The sequence below is a fragment of the Pseudomonas sp. LBUM1676 genome (genome assembly GCF_059695605.1).
Genome location: NZ_CP166777.1, coordinates 992,811 through 1,017,451, shown reverse-complemented (window position 1 = coordinate 1,017,451; position 24,641 = coordinate 992,811). Strand labels below are relative to the sequence as shown.

25 protein-coding genes are annotated in these 24,641 nt (G+C 59.0%); 4 read left to right on the top strand and 21 right to left on the bottom strand.

Annotation, left to right across the window (positions count from 1 at the left end):
- Positions 1-201 precede the first annotated feature (201 nt).
- The 3 genes from ACA041_RS04615 to ACA041_RS04605 all read left to right on the top strand — a co-directional run bounded on the left by ACA041_RS04615 (position 202) and on the right by ACA041_RS04605 (position 3,166).
- Positions 202-702 (top strand): hypothetical protein, encoded by a 501-nt coding sequence (locus ACA041_RS04615; protein WP_497440077.1) that lies wholly within the window; start codon positions 202-204, stop codon positions 700-702.
- Between the two features lie 106 nt (positions 703-808).
- Positions 809-1,513 (top strand): hypothetical protein, encoded by a 705-nt coding sequence (locus ACA041_RS04610; protein ID WP_497440076.1) that lies wholly within the window; start codon positions 809-811, stop codon positions 1,511-1,513.
- Between the two features lie 222 nt (positions 1,514-1,735).
- Positions 1,736-3,166: an aminotransferase-like domain-containing protein gene (locus tag ACA041_RS04605; RefSeq protein WP_497440075.1), complete on the top strand. Its 1,431-nt coding sequence runs from the start codon at positions 1,736-1,738 to the stop codon at positions 3,164-3,166.
- A 67-nt stretch (positions 3,167-3,233) separates the two neighbouring features.
- On the opposite strand, the gene ACA041_RS04600 is transcribed toward ACA041_RS04605, so the two are convergent.
- From ACA041_RS04600 to ACA041_RS04555, 10 genes are all read right to left on the bottom strand, one after another.
- The gene (locus ACA041_RS04600) at positions 3,234-4,034 is read right to left on the bottom strand and encodes an N-acyl homoserine lactonase family protein (protein WP_497440074.1); all 801 of its coding nucleotides are present in this window, start codon (positions 4,032-4,034) and stop codon (positions 3,234-3,236) included.
- 14 nt (positions 4,035-4,048) lie between these two features.
- Positions 4,049-5,008, bottom strand: a complete 960-nt coding sequence (locus tag ACA041_RS04595) for a diiron oxygenase (protein ID WP_497440073.1) — start codon at positions 5,006-5,008, stop codon at positions 4,049-4,051.
- A gap of 67 nt (positions 5,009-5,075) precedes the next feature.
- Entirely contained in the window at positions 5,076-5,834 is a 759-nt protein-coding gene (locus tag ACA041_RS04590) for a TauD/TfdA family dioxygenase (protein ID WP_497440072.1), read from the bottom strand.
- Between the two features lie 21 nt (positions 5,835-5,855).
- On the bottom strand, positions 5,856-6,728 hold the full coding sequence (locus ACA041_RS04585; RefSeq protein WP_497440071.1) for a branched-chain amino acid aminotransferase: 873 nt from the start codon (positions 6,726-6,728) through the stop codon (positions 5,856-5,858).
- Positions 6,729-6,752: 24 nt separating this feature from the next.
- Positions 6,753-8,093 carry a KamA family radical SAM protein gene (locus ACA041_RS04580; protein WP_497440070.1) on the bottom strand — a complete coding sequence of 447 codons (1,341 nt, stop codon included), beginning with the start codon at positions 8,091-8,093 and terminating at the stop codon, positions 6,753-6,755.
- A 40-nt stretch (positions 8,094-8,133) separates the two neighbouring features.
- Positions 8,134-8,781: a glutathione transferase gene (yfcF, locus tag ACA041_RS04575; RefSeq protein WP_497440069.1), complete on the bottom strand. Its 648-nt coding sequence runs from the start codon at positions 8,779-8,781 to the stop codon at positions 8,134-8,136.
- A gap of 224 nt (positions 8,782-9,005) precedes the next feature.
- Entirely contained in the window at positions 9,006-9,473 is a 468-nt protein-coding gene (locus tag ACA041_RS04570) for a cupin domain-containing protein (protein WP_497440068.1), read from the bottom strand.
- 83 nt (positions 9,474-9,556) lie between these two features.
- Positions 9,557-10,051, bottom strand: a complete 495-nt coding sequence (locus tag ACA041_RS04565) for a RidA family protein (RefSeq protein ID WP_497440067.1) — start codon at positions 10,049-10,051, stop codon at positions 9,557-9,559.
- 47 nt (positions 10,052-10,098) lie between these two features.
- Positions 10,099-11,379: an ATP-grasp domain-containing protein gene (locus tag ACA041_RS04560; protein WP_497440066.1), complete on the bottom strand. Its 1,281-nt coding sequence runs from the start codon at positions 11,377-11,379 to the stop codon at positions 10,099-10,101.
- 42 nt (positions 11,380-11,421) lie between these two features.
- Positions 11,422-12,522 carry an MFS transporter gene (locus ACA041_RS04555; protein WP_497440065.1) on the bottom strand — a complete coding sequence of 367 codons (1,101 nt, stop codon included), beginning with the start codon at positions 12,520-12,522 and terminating at the stop codon, positions 11,422-11,424.
- 147 nt (positions 12,523-12,669) lie between these two features.
- Between ACA041_RS04555 and ACA041_RS04550 the strand changes: the two genes are divergently transcribed.
- Entirely contained in the window at positions 12,670-14,088 is a 1,419-nt protein-coding gene (locus tag ACA041_RS04550) for an aminotransferase-like domain-containing protein (RefSeq protein ID WP_497440064.1), read from the top strand.
- 256 nt (positions 14,089-14,344) lie between these two features.
- Here ACA041_RS04550 and cyoE read toward each other — a convergent pair whose 3' ends face one another.
- The 11 genes from cyoE to ACA041_RS04495 all read right to left on the bottom strand — a co-directional run bounded on the left by cyoE (position 14,345) and on the right by ACA041_RS04495 (position 24,577).
- On the bottom strand, positions 14,345-15,232 hold the full coding sequence (cyoE, locus tag ACA041_RS04545; RefSeq protein WP_497440063.1) for a heme o synthase: 888 nt from the start codon (positions 15,230-15,232) through the stop codon (positions 14,345-14,347).
- A gap of 11 nt (positions 15,233-15,243) precedes the next feature.
- Positions 15,244-15,579: a cytochrome o ubiquinol oxidase subunit IV gene (gene cyoD, locus ACA041_RS04540; protein ID WP_194691338.1), complete on the bottom strand. Its 336-nt coding sequence runs from the start codon at positions 15,577-15,579 to the stop codon at positions 15,244-15,246.
- Positions 15,580-16,206 (bottom strand): cytochrome o ubiquinol oxidase subunit III, encoded by a 627-nt coding sequence (locus ACA041_RS04535; RefSeq protein ID WP_497440062.1) that lies wholly within the window; start codon positions 16,204-16,206, stop codon positions 15,580-15,582.
- Positions 16,207-16,209: 3 nt separating this feature from the next.
- Positions 16,210-18,240: a cytochrome o ubiquinol oxidase subunit I gene (gene cyoB / locus ACA041_RS04530; RefSeq protein WP_497440061.1), complete on the bottom strand. Its 2,031-nt coding sequence runs from the start codon at positions 18,238-18,240 to the stop codon at positions 16,210-16,212.
- Positions 18,241-18,243: 3 nt separating this feature from the next.
- Positions 18,244-19,188, bottom strand: a complete 945-nt coding sequence (gene cyoA, locus ACA041_RS04525; protein ID WP_497440060.1) for a ubiquinol oxidase subunit II — start codon at positions 19,186-19,188, stop codon at positions 18,244-18,246.
- A gap of 825 nt (positions 19,189-20,013) precedes the next feature.
- Entirely contained in the window at positions 20,014-20,523 is a 510-nt protein-coding gene (locus ACA041_RS04520) for a disulfide bond formation protein B (protein ID WP_338920591.1), read from the bottom strand.
- A gap of 239 nt (positions 20,524-20,762) precedes the next feature.
- Entirely contained in the window at positions 20,763-21,539 is a 777-nt protein-coding gene (locus ACA041_RS04515) for an ABC transporter substrate-binding protein (protein WP_497440059.1), read from the bottom strand.
- Between the two features lie 319 nt (positions 21,540-21,858).
- The gene (gene moaE / locus ACA041_RS04510; RefSeq protein ID WP_497440058.1) at positions 21,859-22,311 is read right to left on the bottom strand and encodes a molybdopterin synthase catalytic subunit MoaE; all 453 of its coding nucleotides are present in this window, start codon (positions 22,309-22,311) and stop codon (positions 21,859-21,861) included.
- Positions 22,312-22,314: 3 nt separating this feature from the next.
- The gene (locus ACA041_RS04505) at positions 22,315-22,557 is read right to left on the bottom strand and encodes a MoaD/ThiS family protein (RefSeq protein ID WP_169843163.1); all 243 of its coding nucleotides are present in this window, start codon (positions 22,555-22,557) and stop codon (positions 22,315-22,317) included.
- Complete coding sequence (gene moaC, locus ACA041_RS04500; RefSeq protein WP_033061025.1) at positions 22,554-23,027, bottom strand: cyclic pyranopterin monophosphate synthase MoaC; 474 nt, start codon at positions 23,025-23,027, stop codon at positions 22,554-22,556. Before moaC ends, ACA041_RS04505 begins: the two co-directional genes overlap by 4 nt.
- A 155-nt stretch (positions 23,028-23,182) precedes the next feature.
- Entirely contained in the window at positions 23,183-24,577 is a 1,395-nt protein-coding gene (locus tag ACA041_RS04495) for a PhoH family protein (RefSeq protein ID WP_497440057.1), read from the bottom strand.
- Positions 24,578-24,641 lie beyond the last annotated feature (64 nt).

Below are 24,641 nucleotides of genomic sequence, written 5' to 3'. Positions count from 1 at the left end.
ATCGCCGGTAAAGCGAAATCACGCGGGTCTCATCAATCAAAAAATAATTCGTCGAACTGTCAACTTTGACAGTATCACGCCCCTGAAAACCCACGTTCAATGTCCAGTGACTGCTGCGGCCCGATGAGGGCAGTAAGAATTTCTCTTCGAACGCCTGCACCCGCTTCAACTTCTATGTCCATTCCACAAGGAAGCGGCAAAATGCTCAACACCCTGCAAAACACCCCGCTGTGGGTCTACATGATATTTCTGCTGCTCTGCTACTTTGGCATCAGAGCGCTTTCCCCAACCCGCGAAAGTAAAACTTTCTTGTTGGCCACCCCGCCGATTTTGCTCGGCTGGTCGTTGTATTCGCTGGGCCTGACAATTCATCCGCTGCTATCGATCAGTTGCTGGATGGCCGCAGTGATGTTCGGAAGCATCGTCGCGCTGGTGATTTTTTCCCGCGAGGGTGTCGAGCTGGATGAAACGGAAACCGGGTTGATCCTGCCGGGCACGATTAATACCCTGGTGCTCTATCTCATGTTTTTTGCCGATAATTACTTCTTTGGCTTCGCGGCCGAGGTTGACCCGACGTATGCGGCGACGCTGGCGATGGTGTTGCTCAAGGCCTGTGCGTCGGGCCTTGCGTGTGGTTTGTTTTGCGGACGTTCGATCAGGTTTTATCAGATATTCCACACCCTGAAGACGGCGCCCCTGTAGGAAATTCACCCGTGACAACGCAGCGTAGGTCCAATAGATTAGGCGGCCTGAAAAGGCCCCGTGCTTTCTCGCCCCAACCCAAGTTAAAAGAAGTAGTGAAATTTCAATGTCCGATTCCAACACCGCTGAATCCGTAGTCACCTTGTCGTCCAAAGCGGAATACGAAAAATCCATCAATCTTTCACAGCATGTGCCCCAGGCCAAGACCATCAGCGAGATGGTCCTGGATGCTTTCCAGTCCACCCGGGAAAGTGACCAGATCCGCGAGCTGCGCGCCGCGATTCGCCAGGCCCATGACCGCTTCGATGACGACAAAGCCTACGAACTGATGGGTGAACTCAAGCAACTCAAGGACGCCGAAGCGGCCGACATCGCGGCCCTGGAAGACCTGAGCGGCAAATTCCCGATCAGCCGGATTCTGTCCAGCTTCAAGGACGATCCAGCCTTTCAGGAAATCGTCTACGGTTTGGCGCTGAAGGTGCTGAACCAGACTCACCAGGCCATCAGCAACCCGACCAGTGGCAAAAGCAAGGCTGCCCGGGCCAAGAAAGAAGCCGAAGTGTTCACCATCAGCAAAGACGGCGAGAGCGTCACGCTGCCGTTGCGCACTCCACGTTCGCGACTGAACGTTGACCGCAAGGCCCTGGAGTTCCTGGGCCTGACCTTCGTCGGCGAAGGCGATGAAGCGGAACTGGAAAGCGAAACGTTCCTGGACAATGCCGGGACCGAGCAAGCGGTCAGCCGTAAAAACATCATCAGCGCGCTTCAGCAGCAAACCGCGTTCGATGGCTACAGCATCGCCGCCCAGTAACAACTCCCGCCAGCGGCGCTTCAGTCGCCGCTGACCCAAGAGCCCCGCCCTAGAGCGGGGCTTTTTATTGCCCGCGATTCCTGCAAAACCACGATTACTCTCTCAGTATCGACACCAGAAAAAACACTTCCCTTAACCCTTGAACACCACGGGTCCGCCTGCGGGGGAGCGTCAACTCACTTTCCAGCCCAAGACTTCAGTGGTGCGATTGCTGAGGTCATCATGCACACGCTCCCCTTGTACCGTCAGTTAGCCAACCACTACCTCGATGCGATCCGCAGCGGCACCTTGAAAACCGGGGAACGGTTCCCCTCCATTCGGCTGATGATGGAAAAACACGCCGTCAGCCTGTCGACCGCGGTGCAGGTGTGCCGGGAGCTCGAGGACTGTGGCGTGCTGGAAGCCCGCCCGCGATCCGGCAACTACATTCGCCAGCCTGACACCTTGCCCAAACCAGGCGCCATCTCCCCTCCCCAACCGCTGGACACCAGCATCTACGCCGGCATACACGAACAGGTGTCGTTGGTCCTCAAGGCCAGTCAGCGTGCGACGATCAAGGTCAATTTCGCCAGTGCCTACTGCGCGCCGCAACTCTATCCGCTGAAGACGTTGCAGGACCATATGATCAAGGCGCTGCGCCAGGATCAGCATCTGCTCGGCGCTGCAGGTTCGACCTGCGGCAACAGCGCATTGCGTAATATCCTTGCCCGACGGGCGCTGACCGCCAAAGCGAGCCTCTGCGCGGAGCGGATCGTGATCACCAATGGCGCGACCGAAGCAATCAACCTGGCCTTGCGCGCGGTCACCCAGCCCGGTGACACCGTGGCTGTCGAGTCGCCAACCTTCTACGGCCTGCTGCAAATTCTCGAAAGCCTGAATCTGCGGGTGCGGGAAATCCCGGCGACCGCGCATGCGGGGATCAACCTGCTGGCCCTCGACCAACTGCTGCAAGGCCCGGAAAAAATTCAGGCGCTGATCGTGATTCCCAACCTGCAAAATCCCTTGGGCAGCATTATGCCCGACGCCAACAAGGCACTGCTGGTGCAGTTGTGTGCCGAGCACAATACGGTGCTGATCGAAGACGACACCTATGGCGACCTGGTGGATACCGCGCAGCCGTTGTCCACGCTCAAACACTGGGACCTTACCGACAACGTGATCTATTGCGCGTCGCTGAACAAAACCCTGGCACCGGGCATGCGCCTGGGCTGGATCAGTGCGGGGAAATGGCACGAGCGCGTGGAAATGCTCAAGTACACCCAGTCCCGTGGTTGCGAGGCATTGTCGCAACTGGCGGTCAGTGCATTCATGAAGACCCCGTCCTATGAACGTTACCTGCGAAGGTTGAGGAAAATTCTTACGCTACAGCGCCAGCAAATGAGCGCGGCGATCATCCGTTACTTTCCCCCGGGCACCTGCGTGACCAAACCGCAAGGTGGCACGCTGCTCTGGGTGGAATTGCCTCGCCACTTTTCGTCCATGGTGTTGTTCCACGAGGCGTTGAAGGTAGGCATTCAGATTTTGCCTGGGGATATCTTTTCCAATACCAAGCGTTTCGATCACTTTGTGCGCATTGGCTGCGGCGCGCCCTATTCACCACGCATCGAAGAGGCGCTGGCAACGCTCGGCCAATTACTCAAAAACCAGAGCTAAGCAATTCCTGTGGGAATTGTGAGTGAATACAAAATCGGTGTGCGACCGCTCCCACAGGGGTGAGTCGTCAAGCCGGGTTCTGGTGCAGGCAGATGATGTGCGGATCATCGTCCCAGTGCGGGAAACGCTCGGCGATCAGCGGATCGTGGCCGGGGATGACGTGGTCCTCGCTGTCGGCCAGACGGTCTATTTCGATGAACGCTTCCAGCGTCTGCGCCAGGTCATCCAGAATCGGAAACGGGCTGCGCTGGCGAATATTGGCCCACAGATGCGCAGCATCCGACGCCAGGACAATCCACCCCCGCGCAGTATTCACCCGCACCACCTGGCTACCCGGCGTATGCCCGCCCACCGGGTGCAGGGTCACGCCAGGCGTCACCTCTACCGTGCCGGTATGCAAACGCATCCGCCCTTCGAACAGCGGTGGCAGCGCCGACATCACATCGTCGACCTCGTAGGTTTTATTCACCGTGCGATGAGCCATTTTCGGCCCGGTACAAAAACGCAACTCCGCTTCCTGCAAATGCACGGTGGCTTTCGGAAACAACCCCAGGTTACCGGCGTGGTCCCAGTGCAAATGGGTGAGAATCAGGTTATCGACCTGGGCCGGATCAATGTCCAGTTGGCGCAGGGATTCTTCCGGCAGGCGATACATCTGACGATTGCGCCGATCCGCCGTTGCCGGTTGAAAACAGGTGTCGACCACGATCACCTGCTGCTCGTTGCGAATGACCCAGAAGTAATAATCCAGCGGCATGGATGCATCGGGATCGCCGCAGCAGGCATCGTAGAGAAAATTCTCCCGGGCGGTGCGCTGGGCATTGGCGCCGACACGGATCGCGAACACTTCGTACACAGGAACCGACATATTCATCTCCTGATTCAGGCCGCTGCGGTGGCTTTCAAGGTCGGACGAAAGTCGAAATCGATCTCGTCGCTGATCCCCAGATCCCGGGCCAGACGATGCAGGCCGCTGTAGTCACGCATGATCGTCGCGTTCTTGTTGCTCTCCCGGGTGTCGGCGATGATCAGCGCAGCATCCCCTACCCCGAGCTGCGTCAGAATCGCCTCCCACATCGAGTAGTCCTGAGCGACAAAGGCACTCAGCGCCACCGACAAGGTCCGTGCGAAAAATGTCCGCTGAGCCGGCTGCATGTTGGCGTACATGACCTTGGCCACTTCGGCGAGAATCTTGCTGTGGGCATACTCGTCACGGTTATGCAGTTCGGCCACGCGCCGGTTTTGCGGCTGAATGCTCTGATCGTCGGCCAGCAGATCCAGATAGGCGTTGACGCTGATCTCGGCCACCACCGCAAAAGTGATCGCCGCCAGGTCGCGCTGCCATTGCTCGGGCAGCTCCTCGCGCAGGGCGATCAGGCGCAGGTAAGTCACCGACGGCGGCAAGTCCAGATCCTGGTCGAGTGCTCGCTCTTCCCTGGTCCGTTCGATAGCGCGCAGGTGCATGAGCGTGTGGTAGTGCTCGTCGATCAAGGTCTGCTGCATCGCCTCGCGAAAATGCCAGTCGTTCTTGCCCAGGTACTGATTGGCGATGACGCTCAGCGCCGGGTTGACCACATGTTCCTCGGCGGTCACCGTGCGCAGGTTGTAGCCGATCCAGCCCCAGGTCAGCACGGTGCTCTTGAGCTCATCGCTCAGGGACTGGAATTTCGGGTGATGGAAAAACGGCACCATGCACTCCGGATAATCCGGGCGCGACGGGTCGAACGCTTCGCTGGCTTCGGCCTTGTCCGGTGCACACACCGTGGCTCTTTTGGTCCAGGCCTGATTGAGCCGCACGACCAGTTGATGATCGACCTTGGCGATCTCGATTGCTGTTTGCATGACGCGATACCTGTAGGACGCGTACCCGCGCAGGGGTACGCCGATGGAGTAATGGGCGACGGATAAATCAGGCCAGCCAATAGCGGGTCAGGTTTCGCGCCGGGTCAGTGTATCGACTGCGCGCGTGGATCATTCGCCAGTTGTCCCAAATCAGCATGCACCCGTCGGGAATCAGCACCGGCGTGTTGTGCTGCACGAAATACGCTTCACCCAGTAGCGCAAACCTGGCCAGCGGCGAAGCGCTGTTGGCGACCTGCGAATGCAGCAGATCGTCCTTGGAAGGATTCACATCGCCGTAGTGAAACTGGTTGTAGCTGAAGCGGAAAATATCCCCGTCCTCGGTGGGCGTCAGGATGTATTCCTTGACCCGCCGTTGCGCGGCTTCGCCGGGTTTGGCGGTGGCGACGAACTCCACGGGCGTGTCGTCGATCCACTCACGCAGCTCGGGCTCGGTGCGTTCGAGCGATGCCAGGAATTGATACCCGTCCACCAACCCGGTATGCCCGCCACCGCAGGTGGCCTGCCGATGACAATGCAGCGCCAGGTAACGCGGCGGCGGACCGTAGACCGGTGCTTCGGTGTGCGGACCGATGCCGTTCATGCTCTGGGAATACGGCAGGTCTTCGTATCCCGGCTTGCGGGTGATGGCGAATGCCGTCTGCCCATTGAATTGCGGAATGACCGGGCCGAACTCATGCAGCGTGCCTGCGACATCATCGGAAAATTCCTCCGGTGTCAGCACCGTCCAGCCCCGCGCCGATAACTCTTCATGCCGATGGCCCAGTGAAACGTAGGGTGCAGACGCAACAATCCCTTGATCTGTCATGGTGATATTCCTGGCTGTTTATCAGGCGTTTACGGTTGAGGTGTAAGCGGCAATGAAGTCGCGGCAGGCGTTGCCCGGTCGATAGCGTTGTTCGTCGATGCGCTGCACCGGGGTGATTTCGGCAGCGGTGCCGGTGAGAAAACATTCGTCGAAATCACCCAACTCCGCAGGAACAATGGTTCGCTCGACCACCTGGTAATCCAGCGCCTTGGCCAGTTCGATGACGGTCTGACGGGTGATGCCGTTGAGGAAACAATCCGGCACAGGAGTGTGCAACGTTCTGCCTTTGACGAAGAACACGTTGGCGCTGGTGGCTTCGGCGACATGGCCGCGCCAATCGAGCATCAAGGCGTCGTGATAACCATTGTTTTCAGCATCGTGCTTGCTCAGTGTGGCAATCTGATAATGCCCGGATGCCTTGGCTTCAAACGGGCTGCAGCTCGGTGGTGGACGACGCCAGGCGGCGGTCTTCAAGCGAATGCCGGCCATGTGCCCGGCCGGGTCGAAATAACTCGGCCACTGCCAGCAGGCGATCGCCAGATGCACGCGGTTGAAACGGGCCGAGGTGGAAATCATTTCACTGCCGCGCCAGGCCACCGGCCGCAGATAACCGTCGACCACGCTGTTGCGTTGCAGCAGTTCATGGCTGGCCGCTTCCAGTTCGGCCAATCCATAGGGAATGACCAGATCCATCAACTGCGCCGAGCGATACAAGCGTTCGCTGTGTTCGCGCAACTTGAAAATCCTGCCGTTGTAGACACGCTCCCCTTCATACACGGTGCTCGCGTAATGCAAGCCATGGGTCAGCACATGCAACCGCGCCTGGGACCACTCGACGAACTCGCCGTCGAGCCAGATAAAACCTTCTCGCTGATCAAACGGAATACCGCTCATATCCCTATCTCCTGATGAAACGTCCTACGCCGTCTCGAGCAGTACCGGTATCAATTCCGGCGCTGCCACGGGTTCGGGCTGAAAGAAGAACGAGCGCTCGCCAAACGCCGGGCGCAACTCGTCGAACCAGGTCGCCAGGGGATCGAATCGCGCATAGAAGGTGCGCAACACCCATTGCGGATCCCGCGCCTGGAGGAACTGCAGGACGAAGACCTTTTCCCCGGCCACGGTCTCGATGCCATTGATCAATACCTTGCCGTAGAAGGTGCTCATGGACGGCCCGCGCACCGTGCGTGCCAGCCCGGACACCGTGCGATAGGCCGCTTGGAAAATTTCGAAGGCCCGGGCCAGCGGCATTGCGAAGTAATGGCTGGGCCCGGTATCGCGCTCGACGAACATGTAATACGGCACCGCGCCGAGCCGCACACCCTCGGTCCATAACGCTGCCCAATCGGCGGGGTTTTCGTTGATGTGCCGAATCACTGGCGCCTGCATGCGCAGGGTGGCCCCGGTGGAGCGAATGCGTTCGACGGCCTGACGGGCAATGTCCTGGCGGATCTCCACCGGGTGGTTGTAATGCCCCATGATGGACAGGTTTTTCCCCGCCGCGACGATCCGCCTGAACAGCTCGAGCAGTTCGGGCGCATCCTTGTCGCTGACAAAGCGTTGCGGCCAATAGGCCACGGACTTGGTGCCGATACGGATGCTTTTGAGGTGGGGCAAGTCCAGCAACGGCTCGATGTAGCCGGCCAAAGAGCGGGTATTCATGATCATCGGATCGCCGCCGGTGATCAGTACGTCGGTGACTTCGGTGTGTACCCGCAGGTAGCTCACCAGCTCGCAGGATTCACGTGCATTGAACTTGAGCTCTTCTTCACCGATGAACTGCGCCCAGCGGAAACAGAAGGTGCAGTAGGCGTGACACGTCTGACCGGCACCGGGGAAAAACAGCACGGTCTCGCGGTACTTGTGCTGAATGCCCGACAGGACTTTTCCATCAAGGGTCACGCCGTTGTGCGTCAGCTGCCCGGCCGGATGGGGGTTCATGCGTAGCCAGATCGCTTCGATCCGGCGCTTGATGGCGGCGGCGTCATCCCGGTCGATCAGTTGCTTGAGCGAGGCGTACTCGTCGGGCAGCAACATGTCCTTGTGGGGAAAGGTCATGCGAAAAATCGGATCGTCGGGGATGTTGTTCCAGTCGATCAGCGTGCCCAGTACGTATTCGTTAGTGCGAAACGGCATGACCCTGGCGACTACAGTCATGGCTTCCTGCAGCGCGGGTGTCAGTTTGTGCCAGTACGGTGTTTCGCGGATGGTGCGTGAGTTATAGGGTTTGTATCTTTCCTGCTCCGACAGTCCCTGCATGGCAGCGCTCCTGGTGATTGCCTGGCGGTGGCCTGAAAATTCAGAGCGCGATGGCTGGCGCTGCGCGCTCTATATCCATCCACGCGCGAACGCTGTCGCGATCCCACTGGCGGCGCACATACGCCGCGAGTCGCGCGGGCACCTGATCACCATTGGCGAGCAGTCGGTTGAGCATGATTGCCAGGTCGGTGTCGGCAATGCTCCAGTCGCCGAACAGGTGATCAGCCCCCTCTTCTAGCAGCCGATCGGCCACGAAGAACAATCTGCCGACGGCGGCTTGGGCCTCGTCGGACAGCGGGTGGTCTTTTTTGCCGAAGTAGATGAGGTCCGCTGGGCGTTCTTTGCGAATCACCAGCAGATCGCTGCGCAGCCAGGCCTGGAGTTGCCGAGCGCGAGCGCGCTGTTTGATGTCCCGTGGGAACAGTGTGTGATGCCCCGGCGCCAACTCCTCAAGGTATTCGGCAATGGCCGAAGATTCCGACAGGGCAAAACCGTTGTGCACCAGCGTAGGGATCTTGCAGGCCAGCGATATATCCCGATAGTTTGCCTGATAGTTTTCTCGCGCTTTTAAATCCAGCGTGACACAGTCAAATGAAAGTTGTTTTTCTTTTAGCGCGACAAATGCCGACATTGCAAAAGCACTGACAAAATCCGCGCCAACATAGAGTTTCAACCTGATACTTTCCATAGAACGCTCCCTTGCATTAAGCACATTAATCCGTTGCCTTGGAAGCGATCCTAGTTAGTTGATCCAACGCTGAACAGATACAGAAATTATCTGTTTCTATCGATACAGAACTTCGCAAACGCAGATCACGTGGAGGGTGCTGGAGGGGCGTCAGAAATGAAAAAGGGAGTCGGCGAATGCGGACTCCCTGGTGTGCAACGGAGGGGAAATGATGGCTGGTGGGATCAGGCCATGGCGGCAGGCGAATGGGAGAGCAGCGCGATTTGCGGCATGTTGCTCATGTTCAGCATGGCCAGCGGTTCGGTAGCGCTGGTGTTGACGAACCCGTGCCGGGTCCAGGCCGGCACCAGCAATACGTCGCCGGGGCTGACGCTCACCTCATCGGCATCGCCCAGGGTCAAGGCGCCGCTGCCGCACTGAATGATGAACAGGTGCCACCAGGCATGCACATGACCGTTCAACACCATGCCCGGTTTCAACCATTGCATGGACACCGCCATCCCTGGCGTCAACTTGCAACCATCGATGCTTTGGTCGTGGGCCAACGCAACAATATCGACTTCGCTGGCCTCAAGGCGCTGACGCATGTCTGTCAGTTCACTGCCCTTCCACACCCGTGCACTGAGCGGCGGCTGATGCAAACTCTGGCGAAAGTCCTTATATGAAAAAAACGCACCTTGAACGTTATTCATCCGCGAGTTCCAACTTGTTTGTCGACTTGAATGACCGAACCTTAGGCCAACAACTCTGCACTGTAAAGTCGAACAACTAATACTTATAACGCCGAAGGCCTCAACGCGGCGATCATATCAACTTCCACCGCGGCATTTTTCGGCAGCTGATAAACACCCACCGTCGTTCGAGTATGTTTACCTGCATCCCCGAGGACATGACTGAATACATCCGAGGCACCGTTGGCCACTTCGCTCAGGTCTACAAAGTCCGCCGTGGATTTCACATAGACCGTGATCCGGATCAGCGATTTGATTTTATCCAGCGAACCGATGGCGTCCACGATCAGCGCCAGCCCGCGCATCGCGCTGATACTGGCGGCGGATTGAGCGTCCGTGAGACTCAGCTCCAGCCCGACCCGGCCGGGGTACTGCATTTTACCGTTCATGCGCGGCACCAGGCCACTGATATAGAGTTCATCGTGATGTCGAATCAGCGGCGCGTAATGCCCGCCGGCGGTGTTCTCGCCGTAGATGTCATAACCCAGCTCCTTGGCCAGGTCGATGAAACGCTCATCACAGCTCTTTTGCTCAATCATTTACCCACCCTCTTGATCAGTACTGCAAAAACGTCGCTCTGCGCGACTCAGCCCACCGCTCTCGCCGGCGCTGCCAGGCAAGTGACCTCGACCCGCGACTCGATCGCCTCTGCCAGGCGCAGCAAATCAGCACTGAGCTGCCCGTAGTCCTCGCTGAACAACACGATGTGGCCGATGAACGAGGTGTTGTCTTTCACCAGTGCCGTCACCGAATCGGTGAGGCGCTTGGCGTACACCGCTTCTACCAGCTTGATATCGAGCTCCCGGGCCAGGGCCTCGATGTCCGGCACGTAGCGCAACAGCCCGCCGGCCGGCGCCCGCAGCAGACGAATGCCGCAATAGCCCCGGGCGACGGGGGCCTTATGATCGGTCTTGCCCTCCACCGCCCATCTGACCCAGCGCTCCCAGGGATCGAAGTCGACGAACGCCAGGCGGGCCAGGTCCCAGATGTGCATGCCACCAGGGCGCATGTTGGTTTCCACCGCCGAGGTCAGGCCGTCGCTGCGCAGGAAAATCTCGTTGTGGTAAGCGCCGTTATCCAGCGAAACCAGCCCGGCCATGTGCTGGCCGGCTGCCGCCAGGCGCGCCTGCACTTCGGGCGTCAACGGTGCTGGCACCACTTGCTGGATTTCCGCGCGATAGGCGCCTTCGGTAGTGGTTTTCTCGGTGACCCAGGTGCTGCCGGCCACGTAGTCCCAGCTGTATTCCCGGGCGTTCTGAATCAGTTCCTCGAGTACGATGCCCCCGTCGCGATAGGGCTTGAGCGCCTGCCACGCCTCATCGCATTCCGACGGATGACGGATGACCCGGCAGCCTCTGCTCGCACCTTCGCAGGCCGGTTTGATGAAGGCTCTGCCGCCGAGCTCGACGACCCGCTGGCGCAACTCGCCCAGGCTTGCGATTCGGGCGGAAAACACCGGACGGTAATGATCTGGCGAACTGCTGGCCGTGGCTTCCAGCTTGCGGAAAATCTGTTTATCCAGCCCCGCACGCGCCTCGCCCGGGGTGATGCCGGGCAAGCCGTAATAGGTCGCCAGCGCCGCACCGAGCAACACGCCACGGTCAGAAAAGGGCAGCACCCCGATCAGCTTCCAGCGGTCGGCGCCCAGGCAACCAGCCACCAGTTCGAGAGAGTCCGCCACGTCTTCCGGCGCCAGGGAAGTGCAGCACACGTGATCCGCCACCTGATCATCATCAGGTTGAATCTGCTCGACCAGCAGGATCAATCGGGCGTTGTAGCGTTTTCTGCAGAGGTCGCGCAGCTTGCGGATATCGTGAACCCGATTGCCGTTGTACCCGACCACTACCACGCAAGATGTCGTATTCATGAAGCACCCGACCTGTGAAGAAAAAAACGGAAACGCGATGACTCAGTCGTGCAGCGACGCGTTGGATTTACGGTTGAGCCAGTACCAGGCCAGAATCCCGCCCGCACCGATGGCCGCCAGAATCAGGGCGTTGTACGGCGGTGGCGTGACCCGCATGATCAGCACCGTCAGCCCGGCGCCGACGCCCAGGGACACTTCCTTGACGAACATGTTGTTCTGTTTGACCGAGAAGTAATCGAGGTAGCTGAACGCACATTCGGCGATGGACAGCAGCGCCACCCAGATCAGCGCACCGACCAGGGTTTCGACGTGGAAAGCTTCCGGAGACGAGAGCACCGCAAAGCCGCCGATGATGATGCCGATCACCGCGACCACCTTGAAGCGCCCGGTGCGCTCGATCAGCTTCATCACCGGGACCTGGGCGAACACCACCACCGCGCTGTTGAGGATCAGCATCAGGCCATACCAGGCCGGCAGTTCACCGGTCTTGAGCAGGATCGCCTGGGGCAGGATCGAGAACACACCGAACAGTTTGATCCCCATGATGATGCCGGCGATCACCCACGGCAGTTTGTTGCGCCAGCCGCTGCCATCGTGGGTGGCCAGGCTGGCCGCCACCGTTTGGGTGGTGAAGGTGGCGCCCATGGCGATCGGCAGGCACAGCAGGACGAAACTCGCAGCGCCGAGGAAAAACATGGTGGGGGTCAACAGCGGCGAGAGCAGGATCAGCCCCGCCACCAGGCTGCCCATGTTCATGGCGACCCGGTTGTAGGCCGCACCTTCCTTGGTCTGGGCCGCTTCGCTCTTGATCAGGTACCCGGCGATGGCGATACCGTAGGCAAACAGCGCCGCGGCAAACATCACCATGCCCTGGTTGCTGGTGACCGCGAGCAGTACCAGCCCGAGGGCGGCGCACAACAGCGTGACGCTCAGGGAGCGACGGCCCAGCACCAGCAACGTCAGGGGCAGGAGCAACAACAAGGCCCGATAACCGAGGGCGAGAATGCTGTTGGTGGCGGTGTCGAGCCAGACGTTGGCCTTGCCCAGCACCGCAAACAGCGACACGGCGGTAATGATCCTGATCGTGAACAGGCGGATGTTGATCACCGGTTTGGCGACGACGACCGTTGTTTGAACACTCATGCAACACCTCTGAGCCAAGCGATACCGGGACCGCAGGCGCCGACAACCAGGAAAGTCTGTAAGGTGATGGTAGAGAGGAAGGCTTGTTCTGATCAGAGCAAGTTCGTATAGAATCAAACGAACTTTACTGTCGGAGAGACCAGTAAAATGCAGGTTCAACGCGCAGTCATCGCCGCCATCGAATTCCAGCCCGGCGCGCCGCTGGTGCAGCAGATCGTCGATCAGTTGACCGTTGCGATCAGCCAGGGCGGCCTGCCCCATGGCTCCAGGCTGCCGCCGATTCGCGAACTCTCCGATTTGATGAACGTCGGCAAGTCCACGGTGGTCGATGCCCTGGACCGCTTGCGGGCCAAGGGGTTGGTGGTGTCACGCCAGGGTTCGGGGCATTTCGTGCACCGTTCCAGCGCCCCGATCCAGACCGATGCCGGCCCGGACCTGCAACCTCAAGACACCCTCAGCGTGGTCCGCCGCGCGGTGTTGCTGGACAATGGCGCGTTGCGCCCTGGCGCCGGTTTCCTGCCGTCCTCGTGGCTGCCGGCTGACGAGCTGCTCAAAGCCGTGCGCGGCACCCTGCGCGCAACCTCCCTGCGCATGGGCGAATACGGCGTTGCCGGCGGTTACCTGCCGCTGCGCGAGGCGTTGCGGGTGAAGCTGTCGACCCACGGCATCGAAGTGCCAGTGGACCAGATCATCACCACGGCCAACACCGTGCAGGCCATCGACATGCTGATGCGCCTACTGGTCAAACCCGGCGACACCGTGCTGCTCGACGACCCCTGTTACTTCACCATGCACGCCAACCTGGCCTTGCATGGCGCCAAGGTCATCACCATCCCCCGGGATTGTGACGGCATGGACCTGGAAGCCTTCGAGCAATTGCTGATCGCCCATCGTCCTGTGCTCTACATGACCAACAACGCACTGCACAACCCGACCGGGCACTCGTTCTCGCCCGCGCAGGTGTATCGCCTGCTGGAGTTGAGCCACCGTTATGGTTTCCACATCCTCGAAGACGACTTGTATTGCGACATACAGCAACGCATGACGCCACGCCTCGCCGCGGGCGGGCTGGACAACGTCAGTTACGTGTCCGGTTTCTCCAAGACCCTGACGGCTAACAGCCGCGTCAGCTATGCGGTGCTTTCGCCACAACTGGCCGCACGGATGGTCACCCTGAAAATGACCTGCGGCGGCATGACGTCGGAATTGGCGGAACAGATTATCTGCACGATGCTCAGCGATGGCAGTTATGCCAAACACACCCGGCGCACGGTGGACCGGCTTTACGAGTCGAGCAGTCGGGTGACACGCTGGCTGCTGGAAGCAGGTTGCTCGGTGTCATCGCTGCCCCATGAAGGGTTATTCATCTGGACGCGATTGCCCGAAGGGCATCATGCCGAAACCCTGGCGAGGAAAGGTCTGGACATAGATCTGGTACTGGCTCCCGGCACCCTGCTCAGCAAAGCGCCGGATGCGAGCCACTTCCTGCGCTTCAACGTTGCCCACAGCGATAACGTGCAGGTGCGGGAACGATTCTTCCGGTTGCTCGACACAAAAAGCAAATAACTGCCCACCACTGACCTTGTGGGAGCGAGCCTGCTCGCGAAGAGGGCCGCACATCAATATTGCCTGACACACCGCCTTCGCGAGCAAGCCCGCTCCCACAGGGGTTCAGCGTCGTGCTCAGGACGCGGGGGCTACCCCGATCAACTGTGGGAGCGGGCTTGCTCGCGAAGGCGGCAACTCGGTCGCCAGAAAATCCCCAAAAAAAAACCCCGCCCTTCTCTCAAAGGGCGGGGTTTCTCTTTTCAGCATCCGACGCTTAAGGCGCGTAAGTCAGCAACAACTCACTCGGCACCTGGAAATCCAGCGACATCATCACGCTCAACGCGGTAATGGTGAAGATCGAGAACACGAACAGCTTGCGTGCCCAGACCGTATCGTCCACTGCCTTGTAACCGGTCCAGGCCATGTACAACCAGTACATGCCCATGGCCGCGGCGACGGCGAGGTAACTCATGCCGGCGTAGCCGCTGAAGGTCAGCATCAGGGTCGCCACCAGGAAGGCCAGGATGTACAGCAGGATGTGCTTCTTCGCCACTTCAATCCCGCGCTTCACCGGCAGCACCGGAATCGATGCGGCCAGGTAATCGTTGAAGCGGAAGATCGCGATGGCATAGGAATGCGGCATCTGCCACAGGCTGAACATCACCAGCAGCGTCAGGGCGGCCATGTCGAAGCTGTTGGTCACAGCCACGTAGCCAATCACCGGTGGCATCGCCCCCGACAGGCTGCCCACCAGCGTACCGTGAACCGACTTGCGCTTGAGGTACAGGCTGTAGAAGCCGACGTAGATGACGAAGCCGATCACCGCGAACAACGCGGCCAACGGGTTGGCCACCTTGTACAACAGTGCAACGCCGAAAACACCAAGGACGGTCGCAAAAGCCAGGGCCAGTTTCAGGGAGATCAAGCCCTGGACCAGCACCCGGTTCTTGGTGCGTTCCATCTTGAGGTCGATGTCGCGGTCGATGCAGTTGTTGAACACGCAACCGGAAGCTACCACCAGGGACGTGCCGATCATCGCGGCCAGGAAGATGGCCAGATCGACATGCCCTTTGGAGGCCAGGAAAAATCCGCCTGCCACTGAAAGCACGTTACCGAAAATGATCCCCGGTTTGGTGATTTGGATAAAGTGCTTCAAGGACATCCGGATTTACCTCAGTGCGCCATCATGTTGGTGTGGATGCTGAACATGATCCACAGCGACAGGCCTACCAGCAGGACGATGACCAGGGCAGCGAAGATAAACGCGATCACGTTGTTTCGCTGGGCGGCCGAACGGTCCAGGTGGAGGAAGTACACCAGGTGCACCAGCACCTGGACGACTGCGAAGATCAGTACGATCCACAGGGTCATGGCTTTCGGCAGCGACGGGTACATCACCAGGCCGAATGGAATGACGGTCAGGATCACCGACAGAATGAAACCGATAGCGTAGGACTTGACGCTGCCGTGGCCGGCGTCGTGGCTATCGTGGGAATGAGCGTTAGCCATTTACATAGTCCCCATCAGATAAACAACGGTGAATACGCAGATCCACACCACGTCCAGGAAGTGCCAGAACAGGCTCAGGCAGCTCAGACGGGTCTTGTTGGTCGCCGTCAGGCCGTTTTTCTGCACCTGGTACATCATGATCGCCATCCAGATCAGACCACTGGTCACGTGCAGACCGTGGGTGCCGACCAGGGTGAAGAACCCGGACAGGAAGCCTGAGCGGCTAGGGCCGTAGCCTTCGGCGATCAGAATGTGGAACTCGTTGATCTCCATGGCGATAAAGCCGGCGCCCAGCAGGAAGGTCATGCCCAACCAGGTCAGCACACCCTTCTTGTTACCCTTGAACAACGCCAGCATGGCGAAGCCGTAGGTGATCGAGCTGAACAGCAGCAGAGCGGTTTCGCCCAGTACGTACGGCAGCTCGAAGATGTCGTGGCCCGACGGGCCACCCGCTACGTTGTTAACCAGTACCGCGTACACCGCGAAGATCGACGCAAACAGAATGCAGTCGGTCATCAGGTAGAGCCAGAAACCGAATACGGTCATCTCGCCCGAGTCGTGGTGATGGTCATCGTGCCCATGTCCATCGACATGGGTGTGTCCAGCATTGGTCACTAAGTTCGACATGGTTTAAGCCTGTTCCAACGAGGTTTCAACACGGGTGGCGGTGGCTGGGACTTTCCCGGCCGCTACCAGACGTTTGTGCTGCTCGGCTTCGATGCGCTCGATGACATCCACCGGCACCATGTAGCCCTGGTCGTCACGGGCGGCATGGATGGTGAAATACACCACGGTGCCGACCAGACCGACGATGGCCAGCCACCAGATGTGCCAGATCATCGCGAAACCGAACACGGTCAACAGCGCGCCCATGACCACACCGGTGGCGGTGTTGTTTGGCATGTGGATCGGCTCGTAGCGGGCCGGAGCCTGGTACGCGGTGCCGTTTTCCTTGGCTTCGGTGAACGGGTCGATCACTTCGGCTTTTGGCAGCACGGCGAAGTTGTAGAATGGTGGTGGCGACGAGGTCGACCATTCCAGGGTATGGGCATTCCACGGGTCACCGTGTTCGCACATGTTCTCTGGCTTGTTGCGGTCACGAACGCTGACGTACAGCTGGATCAACTGGCAGGCGATACCGACGGCGATCATCACCGCACCGAACATGGCCACGTACAGGTACGGTACCCACTCAGGGTTGGTGGTGGCGTTCAGACGACGGGTCATGCCCATGAAGCCCAGGACATAGAGCGGCATGAACGCGACGAAGAAGCCGGTGATCCAGAACCAGAACGCTGCCTTGCCCCAACCCTCGTGCAGCTTGAAGCCGAACGCTTTCGGGAAGTAGAAGGCGAAGCCTGCGATGTAGCCGAATACCGCGCCGCCGATGATCACGTTGTGGAAGTGCGCGATCACGAACAGGCTGTTGTGCAGGACGAAGTCAGCACCCGGGATGGCCAGCAGTACGCCGGTCATGCCGCCGATAGCGAAGGTCACCATGAAGCCCAGGGTCCACAGCACCTGGCTGGTGAAGCGCAGACGGCCCTGGTAGATGGTGAACAGCCAGTTGAATAGCTTCACCCCCGTCGGGATCGAAATCAGCATCGTCGCCAGACCGAAGAAGGCGTTGACGCTGGCACCCGAACCCATGGTGAAGAAGTGGTGCAGCCAGACCATGAAGCCCAGGATCGAGATCGCGCCGCTGGCGTAGATCATCGAGTGGTGGCCGAACAATTTCTTGCCGGAGAAAGTCGAGATGACTTCGGAGAAGATCCCGAACGCCGGCAGAATCAGGATGTACACCTCGGGGTGACCCCAGGCCCAGAACAGGTTGACGTACATCATTGGATTACCACCAAGTTCATTGGTGAAAATGTGGAAATCCATGTAACGGTCAAGCGTCAGCAGTGCCAGGGTAGCGGTCAGGATCGGGAACGAAGCCACGATCAGGACGTTGGCCCAGGTGCAGGTCCAGGTGAAGATCGGCATGTCCATCAGCTTCATGCCAGGGGTGCGCATTTTCAGCACGGTGGCCAGGAAGTTGACCCCCGTCAGCGTCGTCCCCAGCCCGGATAGCTGTAGCGCCCAGATGTAGTAATCCATCCCCACGCCCGGACTGTATTGCAGGCCCGACAGCGGCGGATAGGCAACCCAACCGGTCTTGGCGAATTCGCCGACGCCCAGGGACAGGTTGATCAGCACCACGCCCGACACCAGCAGCCAGAAGCTCAGGGAGTTCAGGAACGGATAGGCCACGTCACGGGCGCCGATCTGCAGCGGCACTGCCAGGTTCATCAGGCCGGTGAAGAATGGCATCGCCATGAAGATGATCATGATCACACCGTGGGCGGTGAAGATCTGGTCATAGTGTTCAGGCGGCAGGTAGCCAGGCGAACCCTCGGTGGCCATGGCCAACTGGGTACGCATCATGATGGCGTCGGCAAAACCGCGCAGCAGCATGACCATGGCGACGATGATGTACATCACGCCGATTTTCTTGTGGTCGACCGACGTCAGCCACTCGGTCCACAGGTAGGTCCACTTCTTGAAATAGGTGATTGCAGCGAACAGCGCCAGACCACCGAGCGCGATCATGGCGATGGTTATCATCACGATCGGTTCGTGGAACGGGACCGCTTCCCAACTTAATTTACCAAACATCGTTTACTCCTCTGCCCCGGCAGCTGAATGCGCGTTCATGTCCGTTCCTTGCGTAGCGGCCACTTCTTTCTCTTTCTTCTCGTGCTTGACCTTCGGACCCGGTTTCATGCCTTCGTACTTGTCGACGATGATCTGGAACAGGTTCGGGGTGACCGAGGAGTAGAGCTCGACTGGGTTGTTCTGGCTCGGCTTGGAAAGGGCTGCGTATTCAGCTTCTTCAAGCTGTTTAGGTGCCTTTTTGACTTCACTTACCCAGGCGTCGAAATTTTCCTGAGAAGTTGAGATCGCTTGGAATTTCATGCCGGTGAAACCTGCGCCGCTGTAGTTGGCGGAGATGCCTTCCATTTCAGCGTCACGGTTGGCAATCAGGTGCAGCTTGGTCTGCATACCGGCCATCGCGTAGATCTGGCCGCCCAGGCCAGGGATGAAGAACGAGTTCATCACCGAGTCCGAGGTCACCTTGAAGTTGACCGGCGTATTCGTCGGGAACACGATCTTGTTAACGGTCGCGATGCCCTGCTCCGGATAGATGAACACCCACTTCCAGTCCAGGGCGACCACTTCGATGGTGATCGGCTTGACGTCGGATTCCAGCGGACGGTACGGGTCCAGTTCGTGGGTCGACTTGTAGGTGATGTAACCCAGGGCAATGATGATCAGGATCGGAACGGTCCACACCGCGATTTCAATCTTGGTGGAGTGGTTCCATTTCGGGGTGTAGGTCGCGTTGGTGTTCGACGCGCGGTATTTCCAGGCGAACAGGAAGGTCATGACGATGACCGGGACCACGACCAACAGCATCAGCAACGTTGCGGTGATGATCAGGTTTCGCTGCTCCAGGCCGACCTGGCCCGTGGGATTGAGCAAGGTCATGTTGCAGCCTCCCAGCAACAGCGTGCCGAGCAGCGGCAATATGCCTAGTAGTCTTGGGTACCTGTTTTTACTCATCTCACGACCTCTAAAGCAGCTTGCGCAATGCAGTTGGGTTTTGATCGCCAACACTTCACCCTGCCAAGGGTTGGCATTTTTCTTTGATTGAATAAGGGCTGCCCGTCGCGCGTCAGACGCTGTTCGACAAATCCTGGGTCAGCGGTGAGTTCTTATTCGAATTCGTGGTCAAAGGCCTTGTTACAGACCAATTCCATTTGGTGCGGATAGTGGAAGGCACCGACGTCTGGGAGTCGCATGAAGCCATCGGGCTTCTCGACACCCTGTCCCTGCTCATGCGCCTGAGTCAGGGTGAGCAGTGTCGGGGAATTCAGTGCGGGCGATTGTAGATATGTAACGATTCATAAACCATGTCTCATCCCGAAATAATTTATATCCGTATCGGCAACAATCATTCACGAATCCCGCAAAAGTCCGGCATGTTATCGAAATTCATTCTCAACAAAAACACCAAAAATAGTAGGTCTACCGCACTCGGATCAGACAGTATCGAAGGCTCTACACTCGCTTTCGACCCAGCCCTAGCCCCTATCCGACAAGGGCTTCGGCGATTCGCCAGGCCCTGTTAAAACTGCCTGCTCGGGAGTTGGAGGGTCGAAGCCGCCAGGCAACGAAAAGCCGTTTTTTGTTGTGCCGCAATGGGGGAATTCACGACCTGGAAATGCCTTGCGACACTCGCGCTGTGACAACATGTCGCACACATGCCGTACCCAAACTTGTCGCGCATCAAGGTCTTTTCACCTGCCTGTGCAATGCAAAACGCCCCGGCGCTCTCAACGAGGACCGGGGCGTTTTCGGATTGTCATGGCGATGCGCAGGATGAACTCAGCGCAGGGCTTTACGGTTACGCGATGTCAGCAGCGGCACCAGGATGACCACAAGCACAAAGGCGACCAACGCCCATTGGGCGAGGGACAGGCCAAGAATCGGCGGGTAGGGAGTCGAGCAGAAACCGTCGACCTGGAAGCCCAAAGGGAAGATCTTTGCCAGCGGCAAACCGTCGACAATCGGTTGCAGCACATCGATGCCGCAGCTGACCGTCGGATAGAACTGGGTATAGACGTGATGCCCGGCCACTCCGACCCCGGCCAGGGCGCAGATCACCACCAGGGTTTCAAACACTGTGATGCTGCGGCGGGTGCGCATGGCCGCGCCGATGAAGGCGAATATCGCAATCAGCAGCAAGGCGTAGCGTTGCAGGATACACAGCGGGCACGGCGCCTCGCCCAGGACGATTTGCATGTACAGCGCGCCGCCGATCAGCGCCAGGCAGATGGCGCCCAGCAGCACCAGATAGCGCCGTTCACGGCCCAGCCGCATTGTTTCCTCGCTCATTGCGTTTCCCTTCTGAATATCGAATGCCCAAATTCTACACGCTGGGCTCGACGTTTGAGAGCCTGGCGCGCGCGGGCGGGTATCGGGGAATAGACGACAAGCCGGTTAAGAAGGGATTAACTTTCAGCGATGCACTGAATTTTGTATAAGCCGAAGGCCTCTTCGTCGGAGCGCCGCCCGGAGCCGGCTCCGGGGGGCGTTCCGACGAAGGCGTTCGAACGGACGCGCCTGGGCTTCGATCAGTCGCCGTAGATATCCGACTTGAAGTACTTCTCGGAAATCTTCTGGTATTCGCCACTGGCGCGGATGCCGTCGATGGCCGAGTTCAGCTGGGAGACCAACTCGGTGTTGCCCTTGCGCACCGCTATCCCGGCGCCCTCACCCACGTATTTCGGGTCCTTGAGCTCCGGCCCGGCGAAGGCATAGCCTTTGCCCCGGGGCATCGTCAGGAAGTCATTGAGCGGAATGGTGTCGGCAAAAATGGCATCGAGGCGACCGGCCGCCAGATCCATGTAGATCTCTTCGTTGTTGCTGTAACGCTTGACGTTGATGCCCTTGGGTTCGAACACCTCGGTGGCATACCGGTCGGTGGTGGTCGCACGCTGCACGCCGACCGTCTTGCCCTTGAGGCTGGCGTACTGGTCATCCACCACCGCGCCTTCCTTCATCACCAGGCGCGATGAGGTGAAGTAGTACTTGTGGGTGAAATCCACCGACTTCTTGCGGTCTTCGTTGATGGTCATGGAGGACAATGCCATGTCGATTTTCTTCACTTTCAGCGAAGGAATCAGACCGTCGAACTCACCTTCGACCCACTGGCACTTGACCTGCATCTGCGCGCACAGGGCATTGCCGATGTCGTAGTCGAAACCGACAATCTTGCCGTCCGAGCTCTTCGAGGCGAACGGTGGATAGGCCGCTTCAATGCCGATGCGCAGGGTTTTCTCGGCGGCGAACACAGTGCTGCACGCCAACAGGCTCAGGGCCAGACCGGTGATGAGGGGGAATTTCTTCATGTTCGTTCTCTCGCAGGTTGTTGTTGGTTTGGCAAGACAGAAGAAAGAGCAGGAACGGGGGGGAGCCTTTTTTTGTACTTATAAATCCATACTGGACTTTTATGTATCGGCCGTCAATTGGGCGTGCAGGGTTAAATCGGCATCTGGTCGGGAGATAAATCAGGGGGAAATCGGGTGTTGCAGACGGCCTCTTCGCGAGCAGGCTCGCTCCCACGGTTAATCTCCATGAACACAAATTTTGTGTACGACGAAGATTCCCTGTGGGAGCGAGCCTGCTCGCGAAGGGGCCAGAGCAGTCGACAACAACACAACAGGTTGTTTACTGCCTCCAACGATCCGCCGCCGCATGATCACTGTCGCGCCCTTCCACCCAGCGCGCACCATCAGGGGTATGCTCTTTCTTCCAGAACGGCGCGCGGGTTTTCAGGTAGTCCATGACAAAAGCGCAGGCGTCGAACGCCGCCTGGCGGTGGGCGCTGGCGGCGCCGACGAAGACGATCGGCTCACCCGGCTCCAGGGCGCCGATGCGATGCAGCACTTCCAGCTTGAGCAGCGGCCAGCGCTGCTCGGCCTCGACGGCGATCTTGCCCAGGGCTTTCTCGGTCATGCCCGGGTAGTGCTCCAGAAACATCCCGGCCACCTCCAGCCCGTCGTTGAAGTCGCGCACGTAGCCGACAAAACTCACCACCGCACCGACCCCGACATTGGCCGCGTGCATGGCATTGACTTCGGCACCCGGATCAAACGCCGTGGACTGCACACGAATCGCCATGGCTCAGCCCCCGGTCACGGTGGGAAAAAAGGCGACTTCATCGCCATCGCTCACCGGCTCATCGAGCTGGCACAGGTCTTCGTTGCGGGCGCACATCAGGTTCTGTTCGCTCAGTACCTCGGCGCCATCGCGCTGGACAAGCAGCGCACGTACGTCATCGACGGTAGCGAAATCACCTTCAACCTTCACCGAGTCGACGCCGAGCGCTTCCCGGTAACGGGCGAAAAACTTCACGGTGAGGTTCATGGCTGGTCCGCCTGGAAATGGCCGCTTTTGCCGCCGAGCTTCTCCAGCAGCCGTACGCTTTCGATGGTCATGCCGCGGTCCACGGCCTTGCACATGTCATAGATGGTCAGCGCAGCAACGCTGGCAGCGGTCAGGGCTTCCATTTCGACGCCGGTCTGCCCGGACAACTTGCAGCGCGCGACGATGCGCACGGTGTCGTCGCCCTCGGCACTGAGTTCGACCTTGACGCCGGTAAGCAGCAGCGGATGGCACAGGGGAATCAGATCGCTGGTTTTCTTCGCCGCCTGAATGCCGGCGATACGCGCCACGGCAAACACATCACCCTTGGGGTGACCGCCGCTGACGATCATTTGCAGGGTTTCGGGCAGCATGCGCACCAGCGCCTGGGCCGTCGCTTCGCGGAACGTCACGGCTTTTTCGGTGACGTCGACCATGTTGGCGCGACCTTGGGAATCGAGATGAGTCAGCACAGGGATACTCCTGATCAGGAGTCCCGATTGTAAACCTGCGGGTCAGATTTCCGCACCTTTGATTATCCGATCACTACAAGCCCCCTCCCACAGTTTGATTTGTGTAAGGCATTAAAAAACCGGGCGACCTTGAGGCCGCCCGGTTCTGGTGAAGATTACAAATGCGACTCTGCGTATTCAGCCAGAATCGAACGCGGCACCCCTTGCAGGGTGATGTGCACGCCATTGGGAAAGTCTTTAAAACGTTCGGTCAGGTACGTCAGCCCGGAGCTGGTCGCGGACAGGTAAGGGGTGTCGATCTGCGCCAGGTTGCCCAGGCACACCACTTTGGACCCTGCGCCGGCACGGGTGATGATGGTTTTCATCTGGTGCGGCGTGAGGTTCTGGCATTCATCGATCAGGATCAGGCTCTGCTGGAAGCTGCGGCCCCGGATGTAATTGAGGGATTTGAACTGCAACGGCACTTTGCTGAGGATGTAGTCGACGCTGCCATGGGTGTTTTCGTCATCCATGTGCAAGGCTTCGAGGTTGTCGGTGATCGCGCCCAGCCAGGGTTCCATCTTTTCCGCTTCGGTGCCGGGCAGGAAGCCGATCTCCTGGTCCAGGCCCTGCACGCTGCGGGTAGCGATGATCCGCCGGTAGCGTTTGCTGACCATGGTCTGCTCGATGGCCGCCGCCAGGGCCAGGATGGTTTTACCCGAGCCGGCGGCGCCGGTCAGATTGACCAGGTGGATATCCGGATCGAGCAAGGCGTACAGCGCCAGGCTCTGATAAATGTCACGCGGTTTCAAGCCCCAGGCTTCCTGGTGCAACAGGGGTTCCTGATGCAGGTCGAGAATCAGCAGGCGGTCTTCCTCAATCTCCTTGATCCAGCCGACAAAACCCTGCTCGTCGATGATGAACTCATTGATATGCACCGCCGGCAGGTTGTCGATCAGCTGCACCTGGTGCCAGGTGCGACCATGGTCCTGACGGGTTTCGACATTTTTCACGCGGTCCCAGAAGGAGCCGTCCATGTTGTGATAACCATTGGGCAGCAGCGAGACGTCGTCAACCAGCTGGTCGGTGCTGTAGTCCTCGGCCGCAATCCCGCAGGCCCGGGCCTTGAGGCGCATGTTGATGTCTTTGGTGACCAGCACCACGGGCAGATCGGGCTCGCGTGCGTGCAGGTCGATCAACTGGTTGATGATGATGTTGTCGTTCAGATGCTCGGGAAGAATGATGTTCGGTTCGGCGCGCTTGCTCATCAGAATTGACAGCAAACCCTTGGGCCCGCTTTTGCCACGCTGGATCGGCACACCGAGTTCGACGTCTTCAGGGCTGGCGTCGCCCAGGGTCTTGTCGATCAGGCGAATGGCCTGGCGGCATTCGGCCGCCACGCTGTGATGCCCGCTCTTGAGCTTGTCCAGCTCTTCAAGCACGGTCATGGGGATGGCGACGTGGTGTTCTTCGAAGTTAAGCAGGGCGTTTGGATCGTGAATCAATACATTGGTATCGAGTACATAAAGGATTGGCTGGTTGGAGGAAGAACTACGTCCGTGATCATCCATACTCGGTCACCTGTGTGAGAGCCAGTCGACGCAATACCGTGACAGTGCTGCGCCTCGAAGTGGC